Here is an 11,925-nt window from a genome sequence, read left to right as displayed (position 1 = left end):
CCCACAGAGCAGCAGGATGGAATTCATGACGCCTTTTCAACCGACATTCGCCACTTTCTGGGGGGGAACCGCACTTTCGGCATACGAAGCCGCCTGCATCAATTCGTATGTGGCGCAGGGATACATCTTTACCGTCTACAGTTACGACGCCATCGAAAACCTTCCGGCGGGTGTCGTGAACGGTGATGCGCGCGAAATTACCGATCCCACCAACATGGCACGTTTCCTGATCCGGGGGAAACCGAACCTCAGCCATTTTTCGGACCTGTTCCGTTACGAACTTTCCCGCCGGACGGACCACATATGGGTTGACGCGGACATGCTTCTGCTACGGCCGCTGAACCTGCCACGGTGGGATCTGCTGCTGGCCAAGGAAGATCCCGTTTCGGTCTGTGGTGCGATCATGCGGCTGGAACGCGACAATCCGAAACTCGACACCCTTGTCCAGGAAACGCTGGCCATGCGGGACCGCGACCTGGTGTGGGGGGCGACCGGCCCACGCCTGCTGACGTCCCTGTTCGGAAAGCAGGTGGTCATGCAGGAATCCTACGCACCGCAGTATTTCTTCCCGATCCACCTGCGCGAGGCGTGGAAGTTCCTGCTGCCGCAATACCGGCAGGAATGTGAACGGCTCTGCGCCTCTGCCTATACGCTGCATCTGTGGAACGACCAGATGGTGCGTATCGGCATATGGAAACGCTTTGCCCCGCCGCGCGGGTCCTTCCTTGCCGAATGTTTCGCCGCAACGGATGGATTGCGGTTCTTTGAGGATTACTACCCCCTGCAGGTCATGGAAAACATGGTCTCCAACTGGAGATTCCGCTGCGAGGGAGGGGAGATCGGCATGGGGCAGTGGCTGCGCCGGGCCTTGCCGAGTGTCGGGGTCACCATGCGCCGCAGGCTGAACCTGCCGACATGACCGCGCCCGCCATGAAGGGTGCGCGACGTCACGGATCATCCAGCCCTGCCACAATCCTGAATGGAGAACAGAGGTCATGAAAGCCGTTATCCTGTCCGGTGGTTACGGAACACGCCTGATGGAGGAAACCGACAGCAGGCCAAAGCCGATGGTCGAAATCGGGGGACGACCGATCCTGTGGCACATCATGAAGATCTATTCCCACGCGGGGATCAACGATTTCGTGATCCCGCTTGGCTACAAGGCGGAGATGATCAAGCAGTATTTTGCCAACTACCATCTCCTGTCCTCGGACATTACGGTGGACATGTGCAGTGACAGTATCGTCACCCTGAAGCGTAGCGCCGAACCGTGGCGCGTGACGCTGGTGGATACCGGGCTGGACACCATGACGGGCGGACGCCTGCGCCGCCTGCAGCCCTACCTGCAGGACGAGGCGTTCTGCATGACATATGGCGATGGGGTCGCGGAAATAGATGTCCGCACGACCATCGATTACCACCACAGCCACGGGCGTATCGCCACGGTTACGGCGGTCAAGCCCCCGGCGCGTTTCGGGACGCTGGAAATCGTCAATGGGTGCGTGGACGCCTTCCGCGAAAAACCGGTCGAGCCGGGTTACGTCAATGGTGGGTTCTTCGTGCTGTCGCCTTCCGTCTTCGGGTATCTGGAGGATGATGAAACCGTCTTCGAACGAGGCCCACTGGAACGACTGGCCAATGACGGGCAACTGATGGCCCTGAAGCATGACGGGTTCTGGCATTCCATGGATACCCTGCGTGACAAGCGCCATCTTGAACATCTGTGGGAAACGCGCAATGCGCCATGGCGCATGTGGTGAGGTCGCATGCATCAGCGCTATGGCAATGGAAGGGGCAGGCATGCTATGAGGCTGTGCCCCTGAGGGAGCATGGCGAAGCATTCCTGTGGATGACAGGGAACGGGTGTGAACAGGATCGGCATAAGGAAGTGGCGACATGTGCTGGCCTGCCTGGTGTTCCAGGTGGGGCTGCTGCTGTCTGTCATGCCCATACAGGCCCTTGCCGCACCGCCTGCTGTTTCGCATGGGATGGCGGTCATGGCGTCCATGGCGGATGTGCATGGTCACGCCCACCAGTGCCATCACAGGCAACCTTGCGACCCCCATCAGGACTGCGAACATGGCAGTGAAAGCTGCTGCCTGTCGGGCGCGGCCTGCATGACTGGCTGGGCCATGGCATCAGGGGCGTCATCCCTGATCCATGTGCGTTTCGTCACGGTTGCATTCGGCACGCGCTATGCCCTTGCCAATGGTGGCGTGGCGTCTGCCCCGGCACTTCCACCGCCCAGAACAACGGCCTGATCCTCTCCTGACCGTTGCGGGACCGGCTGCCCTGCGGGCTGCCGTGCCTGTCCCTGTTTTCTGGCGGATATCCTTCCATGACATCCTTGTACCCTGCGAAAGGCGGCGTGCTGACGCGCCGGCGTTTCGTAACCGGCATCGGCGCGTGGGGCGCGCTGCTGACCGCACCCGGCCGCAGTTCGCGTGCGCAGTCCCCCATGACGGGGCCAACGGGCCAGCCCGCGGCCACGCCATCCACCCGCTTTGACCTTGGCATTGAGCGCCTGCATGCGAACATCACCGGACATCGCGTCCGCGCGGTGGGCATCAATGGCACGACACCGGCCCCGATCCTGCGCTGGCGTCAGGGGGACACCGTTGAACTCAATGTCACAAACCACCTGCATGAGGAGAGTTCCATCCACTGGCACGGCATCCGCCTGCCGGCCCCCATGGATGGCGTGCCGGGACTGAGCTTCGCGGGCATTGCCCCGGGAACGACCTTCACCTACCGCTTCCGCCTGCACCAGAGCGGCACGTACTGGTATCACAGCCACTCCGGCTTTCAGGAACAGAAGGGGCTGTACGGGGCGATCATCATCGACCCGAAGCATGGGGAGCCTCACCCGTTCGACCGGGAATATGTCATGCTCCTGTCCGACTGGACCGACGTGGACCCGGCGGACATCGTCTCCAACCTCAAATTCGACAGTGACTATTACAATTTCCGGCAACGTACCGTGGGGACGCTGTTCCATGACATGCGCCGCCAGGGCATGGGCGCGGCCTTGCATGACCGCCTGCAATGGGGGGCGATGAACATGGCCCCGACCGACATCCTCGACGTGTCGGGCATCATCTATACCTATCTCCTCAACGGGCAGTCACCACAGGCCAACTGGACGGGCCTGTTCCAACCGGGGGAGCGCATCCGGCTGCGCTTCATCAATGCCTCGTCCATGACGCTGTTCGATGTCCGCATCCCGGGGCTGGAAATGACGGTCATACAGGCCGATGGCAATGACGTGGAGCCTGTAGGGGTCGATGAATTCCGCATCGGCACGGCGGAAACCTATGACGTGCTGGTCACGCCCCAAGGCCCTGGTCCCTATACCGTTTTCGCACAGGCGGAGGATCGGACCGGATATGCCCGCGGGACGCTGGCAACACAGGCCGGGGTTTCGGGGCCGGTCCCCCCCATGGACCCGCGCCCGCTGCGCACCATGACGGACATGGGGATGGGCCATATGGACATGCGTGCGCCCACCCCGTCACACCCTGTGGGGATGGGGAAGATGGCAGGGATGGATGGGATGGACATGGGGCATATGGCCCATATGCACATGCCCCCCCCGCACCGGCATGGATCCCCCGCCGCCCACACCCACCTGCGTCCCGGCGTGGAGGTGCAGAGTGTCGCCATGATGCCCATCAACCGCCTGGCCGAACCCGGCGACGGGCTGGAACATAACGGCCGGCGGGTCCTGACCTATGCCGACCTGCGCGCGACTGTCGCAGGGGCCGATCCGCGCTCCCCCTCGCGCGAGATCACGCTGCACCTGACGGGCAACATGGAGCGCTTCATATGGGGGTTTGACGGCAGGAAATTCTCCGAAGCGGAGCCAATCCGCCTCGCGCTTGGCGAGCGGGTCCGCTTTATCGTGACCAACGACACGATGATGGAACACCCCGTCCACCTGCATGGGTTCTGGAGCGAACTGGAAAACGGGCAGGGGGATTACCGGCCCTACAAGCACACGATCATCGTCAAGCCGGGGGAGCGGCTGAGCTACCTTGTCACCGTGGATGAACCGGGGATGTGGGCCTATCACTGCCATCTGCTCTATCACATGGAACTGGGCATGTTCCGCACGGTCATCGTGTCATGAGGCGCATGCTCATCCTCGCCGCGCTTCTGCCTGCCGTTCCGCTCCCATCCGCCCATGCGCAGGGCGCCGCCCCGATGGCTGCCTCCATGACCAGGGGGAGCGCCACCGTATCGGGCGGTGGAACGGCTTCCGCCCCGGTCACCTATGTCAACGGCATGCCCCCGGTCATGGATCACAATATCTATGCGCATGTGCTGCTGGATGAATTCGAGGCCCGCTACAACGCAAACGGGGGACAGTTCCGCTATGACGGGCAGGCGTGGGTCGGGACCGATTACAACAAGCTGTGGCTGAAGTCCGAAGGCACGCTCGGCACGAACGGCAGGTTTGGCGATGGCGACCATGAGGTGCTGTATGACCGCGCGATCTCGCGCTATTTCGATGTCCAGACCGGGGTCCGCATGGATATCGACAATGGCCCGACCCGCGCATGGGGCGCCGTGGGCATACAGGGACTGGCCCTCTATTTCTTCGATGTGGAGGCAACGGCCTATTTCAGTGACCGGGGGGCCGCAGGTCGCCTGCAGGGGTCCTATGACCTGCTGCTGACCAACCGCCTCATCCTTCAGCCGCAGGTCGAACTTAATTTCTACTCCCAGGCGGACCCGGCACGGGCGAATGGACGCGGCCTGTCCAACATCGATACGGGATTGCGGCTGCGTTATGAATGGCACCGCAAATTCGCCCCCTATATCGGCGTGACCTACAGCGGCACGTTCGACCAGGCCACGACACTGGCGCGGGCACGGGGCGAACACGACCTGCATGACCTCAATTTCACCTTCGGCCTGCGGACATGGTTCTGAGCGCCGCTCCCCCATTCACGAAAACCCTTGCCCATTGCAGGAACAGAAAATGACCCATACCGGTTTTTGGTCCTTCACCATGCCCGCCTTCCTTGCCGCCTGCCTCATGCTGGCACCCGGAGCACGGGCCGCCCCCGACCCGGCGATGGAGATGCACGACATGCAGGGGATGGAAAACATGGACGACATGGAAAACATGCCATCCATGCGGCCTCATCACGCCATGTCCCCAGCCCCCCGTCATGCCGCCACGTCCTCCATGGCGACCCGGCATGGCCATCCACCTGCCGGGCAGGACGCGGTCGCGCCGTCGCCAGCCACCGGACCACGGGGCATGCCCGAAGCCGTGCGGGAGCGCTGACACGCTGGCGCATGGGGGCGGTGACGCTTCTGGAGAAAGGCGGCATACGGAAATTTCATTGCCCGCATCAATGCTGTATCCTGCAACAAGCCCACGGCCCATCCCGTCCTGCCCCCGTCAGCGAAGAAATCATGTCCCGTTCCATACTGCTCAAGAATGCCCTCATGCTCGTTACGATGGATGCGTCACGACGCGAGATCGCCGGGGGTTGGGTCCTGATACGCGGCCAGCAGGTCCAGCAGGTCGGCAATCCCGATGACCCGTTGCCCGCGGCGGACGAAATCATGGACATGTCGGGCCATGTGGTCATGCCGGGGCTGGTCAATACGCATCACCATATGTACCAGACCCTGACCCGTGTCGTGCCGGCAGCGCAGGATGTCTCCCTGTTCGGCTGGCTGCGCACGCTCTACCCCATCTGGGCGCGGCTGACGCCGGAAATGATCCGCGTCTCCACGCGCACCGCCATGGCCGAACTGCTCCTTTCGGGCTGCACCACCAGCAGCGACCATCTTTACCTGTTCCCCAACGGCAGCCGCCTTGATGACCAGATCGAGGCCGCCGCGACGATGGGCATGCGCTTTCACGCCGCCCGTGGCGCAATGAGCGTCGGTGAAAGCAAGGGAGGGCTGCCACCCGACAGCCTGGTTGAAGACGAGGATGCCATCCTGCATGACATGCAGCGCGTGGTGGAGGCGTATCATGATCCCTCGCGCCTTGCGATGCAGCGCATTGTCCTTGCCCCCTGTTCGCCATTTTCCGTCAGCCGCGACCTGATGCGTGAAACGGCGCATCTTGCACGCGCAACCGGCACGCGGCTTCACACCCACCTTGCGGAAAATGCGAGCGACATCGCATACAGCCGCGACGCCTTCGGCATGACGCCCGCGGAATATGCCGAAGATACCGGCTGGCTCGGGCCGGACGTATGGCATGCGCACTGTGTCCGGCTGGACCATGCCGGTATCGAACGCTTCGGGCGAACCGGCACCGGCATTGCCCATTGCCCCTGCTCCAACATGCGGCTGGGGTCCGGCATCGCACCTGTGCGCCGCATGATGGCGCACGGCGTCAATGTCGGGCTGGGGGTCGATGGCTCGGCCTCCAACGACAGCAGCCATATGCTGGCCGAGGCACGCCAGGCGATGCTGGTCTCGCGCCTGCGCGACGACGGTGATGATACGGCCATGATGGGCGCGCGCACCGCGCTGGAACTGGCGACGCGGGGCGGGGCGGCCGTGCTGGGACGCGATGACATCGGCCACCTGTCACCGGGCATGGCGGCGGATGTCGTCGCCTTCGACCTGCGCGGCATCGACCATGCCGGGGCGCAGGTGGACCCTGTCGCCGCCCTTGTTTTCTGCACCCCGCGCGCTGCCGCACTGTCCATCATCAACGGACAGGTGGTGGTGCGTGACGGACACCTGCTGACCTGCGATACAGGACAGCTTGCCGAACGGCACAACCATCTGGCGCGGGCGTTGCTGAATGGTGACGATCCGGCGTGACAAAACGCCGGAAAACAAACCAATTCACAAATGTTTCCGGGTGCCGCCTTTTTTCAAAAAGGTGACGTTTCTTTGCAGCATCCTGATGATTCAAGGGGCGTTTCACGAACTGTTTGTTGTATTCGTCGTCGCAAATGGGAACCTGTCGTGATGGATGGACATGCGGCGGCCGGACGCCTATTGAGGCGCCATGTCTTCCATCGGATCCCCCCAGAGCGTGAGGCTCGGCATAGATTTCGGCACGACCAACACCGTTGTGGTCCTGCTTGACGAAAACGGGCAGCCCCATCCGGCGCGCTTTTCCTTTGCCCATCACGAAGCCACGGAAACCTGCCGTTCCCTGCTGTGCCTGTGGCATGAGGAAATGCGGGCAGGGCGCGCCAGCCTGCACGAAGCCATCGGAGCTGCGGCCATTGATGCGTATCTGGAGGATCCGGCGGAAAGCCGCCTGATCATGTCCATGAAATCCTATCTGGCGCAGGCGTCCTTCCGCCAGACGCGCCTGCTGGGCCATGTCATGACGCTGGAGATGCTGATCGCGCGTTTCCTGTCCTGCCTGATGCGCACGATCGGAATTGATCCCGCCCATGTCACCGCCACCGTGGGCCGTCCCGTGCATTTCGCGGGGGAGGGGGTAGACGACGCCTTTGGCGAACAGCGCCTGCGCGACAGTTTCCGCGCCGCGGGGTTCCACCATGTCGATGTCGCCCTGGAACCCGAAGCCGCAGGCTGGCGCTTCGCCCACCGCCTGAACACGCCGGCCACCGTGCTGGTGGGGGATTTCGGCGGCGGCACCAGTGACTTTTCCATCCTGCGCTTCGACCCCGATGGCGCGCAGCGGGCGACGCCCCTGGGATATGCGGGTGTCGGCATCGCGGGTGACCAGTTCGATTACCGCATCATCGACAATGTCGTGGCCCCCGAACTTGGCCGCCACGCCACCTATCGCGTCATGGGGGGCGCGCCATTGCCCGTGCCGGCGGAATGGTATGCAAGCCTTGGCCGCTGGCACCGGCTGGCCCTGATGCGCACGCCCCAGACCCTGCGCGATATCGCGGACGTGGCGCGCACGGCCTCCGAACCTGAAAAACTGCACGCCCTGAAGAACCTGATCGACGACCAGCAGGGACAGGCCCTTTATCGCGCCGTGGGCGCGGCAAAGCGCGACCTGTCGCGGGCCGAGCGCACGGTCCTGCAGTACGATCACCGCGATCTGCATATCCGCCGCGAAATCACGCGCGCTGAATTCGAGGGCTGGATCGCCCCGGACCTGCAGCGCTTTGATGACGCGGTGCAGGTTGCCCTTGACCGCGCCAACCTGCCCGCAGGCACCATCGACCGTGTCTTCCTGACGGGGGGCACCTCCTTCGTGCCTGCGGTGCGCGACCTGTTCACCCGCCGCTTTGGCGCGGAACGGGTCGATATGGGCGGGGAGTTCGTCTCGGTCGCGGAAGGGCTGGCGCTGATGAATGGACAGGGGGCCAGTCCTGTGCATCAGTGATGCAGGATATTATGGCACCTTATTCCATTACTGTTCCTGTGGTCGCTCCCGTTCAGCCCGCATGCCCGTCATAGGTCAGGCGGTAAACCGCCCCGGCAAGGTCATCACTGATCAGCAAGCTGCCATCGGGCAGGGGCTGTACATCGGCCGGACGCCCCCACGGGGTCTGGTCATGCCGGAACCCGTCCACCAGCGTGGATACCGGGCCTGCACCGCCATCCGCTCCCATATGGACCGCGACCACCCTGTAGCCGGACAGGCGGGAGCGGTTCCATGACCCGTGTTCCGCAACCAGCAGGTCGCCACGATATGTCGCGGGGAACATCGTCCCTTCATAGAACCGCAGCCCGAGGGCAGCGACATGCGCGCCAAGTTTCACGACCGGCGGCGTGAACCCGCTGCATGGATGCCCCTTGCCATAGACGGGATCAGCAATGTCCCCCTGATGGCAGTAGGGGTAGCCGAACGACTGCCCGACCCGGTCGAGGCGGTTCAGTTCATCCGAAGGAATGTCATCCCCCATCAGGTCACGGCCATTATCGGTAAACCACAACGTCCCCGTGCCGGGCTGCCATGTGAAGCCCACGGTGTTGCGGATGCCGTACGCCACGTCCTCGCGCCCCGTGCCGTCAGGGTTCATCCGGATCAGCCGGCCGAACTCATGCCCGACATCGCAGATGTTACAGGGCGCGCCGATCGGGACATACAGCTTCCCGTCCGGTCCGAACGCGATGAATTTCCATGAATGGTCCCCCGCGCGATAGGGCAGGTTGTCCGCAACCGTTTCCAGCGCGGGCGGGTGGTCCAGACGGTCCTCGATCCCGCGCAGCACGACAATCCGCCGCGTGTCGGAAATATACAGATCGCCCCGGTAAAAGGCCACGCCGACAGGCAGGTTCAAGCCGTGCGCCACCACATGCACCTGTGGCGCGTGCCCGTCCTGCCCGCCACTGAGCGCATAGACCCTGCCTGCCCCCATGGAGCCGACAAAAACCGTCCCCCTGTCGCCAAGGGCGATTTCACGCGCGCCGGGGACATGATCGGCATAGGTTGCGATATGGAACCCGGCGGGCACCTGCAGGGAGGCGGGTTGCGGTGCGGCCTGCGCGGCCATGGACCAGCATGACGCCCCCATGAGCAGGGCGAGCGCTGCGCCAGTACGGGCCAGGATGCGAAATGACATGATCGGGTCCTTGCATGAGGGGATCGGGAGGGAGAAACAAATGTAGGGGCGTGGCCTTCTGCAAGGCACCCGGAAAATGCATACTCTGCCGCAGACATGAACACCATGGAGCAAACGTGACATCCCTGTTCGAGACCCTGGCGCCCCGCCCGCTTGCCGAAGCCCTGCGTCCGGAACGGATCGAGGATGTGATCGGCCAGAAGCACCTGCTGGCCCCCGACCGGCCGATTGGCCGCATGGTGGCGTCGGGACGCCTGTCCTCCATGATTTTCTGGGGGCCGCCGGGCACCGGGAAAACCACGCTGGCGCGGATCCTCGCCGCCAGTTCGGGCATGGCATTCGAACAGATTTCCGCCGTCATGTCCGGCCTGCCCGAACTGAAGAAGGCGCTGGTCAAGGCGCAGGCAAACCGGCAGCAGGGGCAGGCGAAGGGGATGGTCCTGTTCGTCGATGAAATCCATCGCTGGAACAGGGCACAGCAGGATGCGCTCCTGCCCTATGTGGATGACGGGACCGTCGTCCTGATCGGCGCGACCACCGAAAATCCTTCCTTTGAACTGAACCGCGCCCTTGCCAGCAGGGCGCAGGTCATGGTGCTGGAACGGCTTGACACGCACGACCTGTCGGTGCTGCTGGAACGGGCGGAGGCACATCTGGGCCGTCAGCTTCCGCTCGATGCGCAGGCGCGCGCCGAACTGCTGAACATGGCGGACGGGGACGGGCGCTACCTGCTGGTGATGGTGGAGGCGCTGTCGGACCTTGGCACCGATACGCCCGTCACGTCGGCGCAACTCCATACCCTTGTGCAGCGCAAGGCGCATGCGGGGGACAAGGGATCGGACATCCACCATGCGCTGCTGTCCGCATTCCAGAAATCAATCCGCGGGTCGGATGTGCAGGCCGCGCTCTACTGGCTGGCGCGCCTGCTCAAAAGCGGGGAACCGCCGCGCGCGATCCTGCGCCGCCTGATGGTCATGGCGACGGAGGAAGTCGGCCTTGCCGATCCGCGCGCCATCGAACAGGCCGCCGCCTGCGCCGCGGTCTTTGAACGGATCGGGGAGCCCGAGGGGCTGCCCGCGCTGGCGCAGTGCGTGGGCTACCTCGCCACGGCCATCAAGTCGAATGCGATCTACAAGGCATTTTATGCCGCCATGGACCTTGCGGAGACGCAGGGGTCGATCATGCCGCCCAAGCACGTCATCAACGCGCCAACGGCACTGATGAAGGCGCAGGGCTTCAAGGACGGATACCGCTACGACCATGATTTCCCGCACGCATTCAGTGGCCAGCAGTTCTTCCCCGATGCGCTGAGCGGCCCCGACAGGCCAGAACTCTACCGCCCCAACGAACGGGGATATGAACGTGATATCCTCAAACGGATGGCATGGTGGGACCAGCGCCGCGAAACATAGCGATGCCTGTTCGCGGCGATCAGTCGCCGTCCTGAACCGGAAACCGCCCCTCAAACGCCACTTCGGCCAGGGGACGGCGCGTTGAGGGCACATTGCGCGCCCGCAGTTTTTCAGGCAGGGCATCCACATCGCCGGGGCGTCCGATGACGATGGCGGCCTCAAGGGCGTAATCGTCGGGCAGTTCAAGTCCGGCACGCGCCACGTCGCGGTCAAAGCCGCTGATGGGATGGGCGGCCCACCCGGCCCGGTTCAACTGCAACTGCACCAGCACGGCTGCGGCACCAGCATCGAAGGAGTGCGTGGGGGCGGGGACAGGTTCCGCCTGACCGATATCCATGACCGTATGGGAGGCGACATAGACCACGGCAGAGGCATTATGTGCCCATGAATGGTTGAACGGGATCAGCCATGACAGGAAGCGTTCCCACTCCGCAGTGTCGCGCCGGGCATAGATGAAGCGCCACGGCTGCGAATTATAGGCCGAAGGCGCCCAGCGCCCGGCATCGAGGAAGGACAGGAGTTCCGCCTCCCCGATCGGGGCGGGGGTGAAGGCGTAAGGCGACCAGCGATCAAGGATCAGGCGGTCTACGGGCGTTTCGGATTGGCGTGCGGGAACCTTGGTCATGGAGATTACCTAGCATCTGTTATCACCAGCATGGATCGGAACAACGCCCTCAAAGCAAGGGGCATCCGCACGGGAATTGCGAAAGCAGGGAAACACTCCACGCATTTCCCGGCAGTCCCCGGACCTGTGGGCAGGAATTCTTCCGTCCATGGACTGGCACGATACGGAGCATGATTGCATAATGCGACGGATTGAAAAATCCCTTCCAAATTACTAAAATTTTTCGCGATATATGATTTTCCGGAACTGGAATTCTTCCTGACATGAAACAGGTGGAGGGTTCTAAAAACCCCCTGGTTTTGAGGTCTTCTGTATGATTCTATTTCTTCTGCGTTGATTGAGGGAATGGCGATATGAAGCAGCCTGGTTTTTTTGATGTTGAAGAGCGGCTTTCCCGGTT

Annotated in this window: 12 protein-coding genes; 9 read left to right on the top strand and 3 right to left on the bottom strand. The window is 63.1% G+C overall.

All coding sequences use genetic code 11. From position 1 onward, the window contains the following. Positions 1–25: 25 nt before the first annotated feature. From KMAL_RS07350 to KMAL_RS07315, 8 genes are all read left to right on the top strand, one after another. Positions 26–919, top strand: coding sequence for a hypothetical protein (locus KMAL_RS07350; protein ID WP_167400120.1), 894 nt, complete (start codon positions 26–28; stop codon positions 917–919). A gap of 76 nt (positions 920–995) precedes the next feature. Further along, positions 996–1,760, top strand: a complete 765-nt coding sequence (gene rfbF, locus KMAL_RS07345) for a glucose-1-phosphate cytidylyltransferase (RefSeq protein WP_110095095.1) — start codon at positions 996–998, stop codon at positions 1,758–1,760. A 138-nt stretch (positions 1,761–1,898) separates the two neighbouring features. Next, the gene (locus tag KMAL_RS07340) at positions 1,899–2,261 is read left to right on the top strand and encodes a hypothetical protein (protein ID WP_110095094.1); all 363 of its coding nucleotides are present in this window, start codon (positions 1,899–1,901) and stop codon (positions 2,259–2,261) included. A gap of 77 nt (positions 2,262–2,338) precedes the next feature. Beyond that, positions 2,339–4,129 carry a copper resistance system multicopper oxidase gene (locus KMAL_RS07335; protein ID WP_110095126.1) on the top strand — a complete coding sequence of 597 codons (1,791 nt, stop codon included), beginning with the start codon at positions 2,339–2,341 and terminating at the stop codon, positions 4,127–4,129. Next, on the top strand, positions 4,126–4,935 hold the full coding sequence (locus KMAL_RS07330) for a copper resistance protein B (protein WP_408887902.1): 810 nt from the start codon (positions 4,126–4,128) through the stop codon (positions 4,933–4,935). Before KMAL_RS07335 ends, KMAL_RS07330 begins: the two co-directional genes overlap by 4 nt. A 49-nt stretch (positions 4,936–4,984) precedes the next feature. Then, complete coding sequence (locus KMAL_RS07325) at positions 4,985–5,296, top strand: hypothetical protein (RefSeq protein WP_110095093.1); 312 nt, start codon at positions 4,985–4,987, stop codon at positions 5,294–5,296. A 131-nt stretch (positions 5,297–5,427) separates the two neighbouring features. Then, the gene (locus tag KMAL_RS07320) at positions 5,428–6,804 is read left to right on the top strand and encodes an 8-oxoguanine deaminase (protein WP_110095092.1); all 1,377 of its coding nucleotides are present in this window, start codon (positions 5,428–5,430) and stop codon (positions 6,802–6,804) included. Between the two features lie 190 nt (positions 6,805–6,994). Next, positions 6,995–8,305, top strand: a complete 1,311-nt coding sequence (locus KMAL_RS07315; protein ID WP_110095091.1) for an Hsp70 family protein — start codon at positions 6,995–6,997, stop codon at positions 8,303–8,305. A gap of 52 nt (positions 8,306–8,357) precedes the next feature. On the opposite strand, the gene KMAL_RS07310 is transcribed toward KMAL_RS07315, so the two are convergent. Then, positions 8,358–9,440, bottom strand: a complete 1,083-nt coding sequence (locus tag KMAL_RS07310; RefSeq protein WP_408887903.1) for a PQQ-dependent sugar dehydrogenase — start codon at positions 9,438–9,440, stop codon at positions 8,358–8,360. A gap of 164 nt (positions 9,441–9,604) precedes the next feature. Here KMAL_RS07310 and KMAL_RS07305 point away from each other — a divergent pair, with 164 nt between their 5' ends. After that, positions 9,605–10,900 carry a replication-associated recombination protein A gene (locus KMAL_RS07305; protein ID WP_110095089.1) on the top strand — a complete coding sequence of 432 codons (1,296 nt, stop codon included), beginning with the start codon at positions 9,605–9,607 and terminating at the stop codon, positions 10,898–10,900. Between the two features lie 19 nt (positions 10,901–10,919). Here the strand turns inward: KMAL_RS07305 and KMAL_RS07300 are convergent, their stop codons facing one another. Next, positions 10,920–11,525: a nitroreductase family protein gene (locus tag KMAL_RS07300; RefSeq protein ID WP_110095088.1), complete on the bottom strand. Its 606-nt coding sequence runs from the start codon at positions 11,523–11,525 to the stop codon at positions 10,920–10,922. Between the two features lie 5 nt (positions 11,526–11,530). Next, positions 11,531–11,925: hypothetical protein (locus tag KMAL_RS17435; RefSeq protein ID WP_219811423.1), on the bottom strand; the 395-nt coding region annotated here is incomplete at its 5' end.

Origin of the sequence: Novacetimonas maltaceti (assembly GCF_002906255.1) — a bacterium.
Lineage (GTDB): Bacteria > Pseudomonadota > Alphaproteobacteria > Acetobacterales > Acetobacteraceae > Novacetimonas > Novacetimonas maltaceti.
This window is presented reverse-complemented; position numbering and strand designations above follow the sequence as displayed.

Excerpts from the sequence above, each read along its gene's own strand:
- KMAL_RS07325 (WP_110095093.1), top strand. The coding sequence starts at position 4,985 with ATGACCCATACCGGTTTTTGGTCCTTCACCATGCCCGCCTTCCTTGCC.
- KMAL_RS07320 (WP_110095092.1), top strand. The coding sequence starts at position 5,428 with ATGTCCCGTTCCATACTGCTCAAGAATGCCCTCATGCTCGTTACGATG.
- KMAL_RS07330 (WP_408887902.1), top strand. The coding sequence starts at position 4,126 with ATGAGGCGCATGCTCATCCTCGCCGCGCTTCTGCCTGCCGTTCCGCTC.
- KMAL_RS07310 (WP_408887903.1), bottom strand. The coding sequence starts at position 9,440 with ATGGGGGCGTCATGCTGGTCCATGGCCGCGCAGGCCGCACCGCAACCC.
- KMAL_RS07315 (WP_110095091.1), top strand. The coding sequence starts at position 6,995 with ATGTCTTCCATCGGATCCCCCCAGAGCGTGAGGCTCGGCATAGATTTC.
- KMAL_RS07300 (WP_110095088.1), bottom strand. The coding sequence starts at position 11,525 with ATGACCAAGGTTCCCGCACGCCAATCCGAAACGCCCGTAGACCGCCTG.
- KMAL_RS07350 (WP_167400120.1), top strand. The coding sequence starts at position 26 with ATGACGCCTTTTCAACCGACATTCGCCACTTTCTGGGGGGGAACCGCA.
- rfbF (WP_110095095.1), top strand. The coding sequence starts at position 996 with ATGAAAGCCGTTATCCTGTCCGGTGGTTACGGAACACGCCTGATGGAG.
- KMAL_RS07335 (WP_110095126.1), top strand. The coding sequence starts at position 2,339 with ATGACATCCTTGTACCCTGCGAAAGGCGGCGTGCTGACGCGCCGGCGT.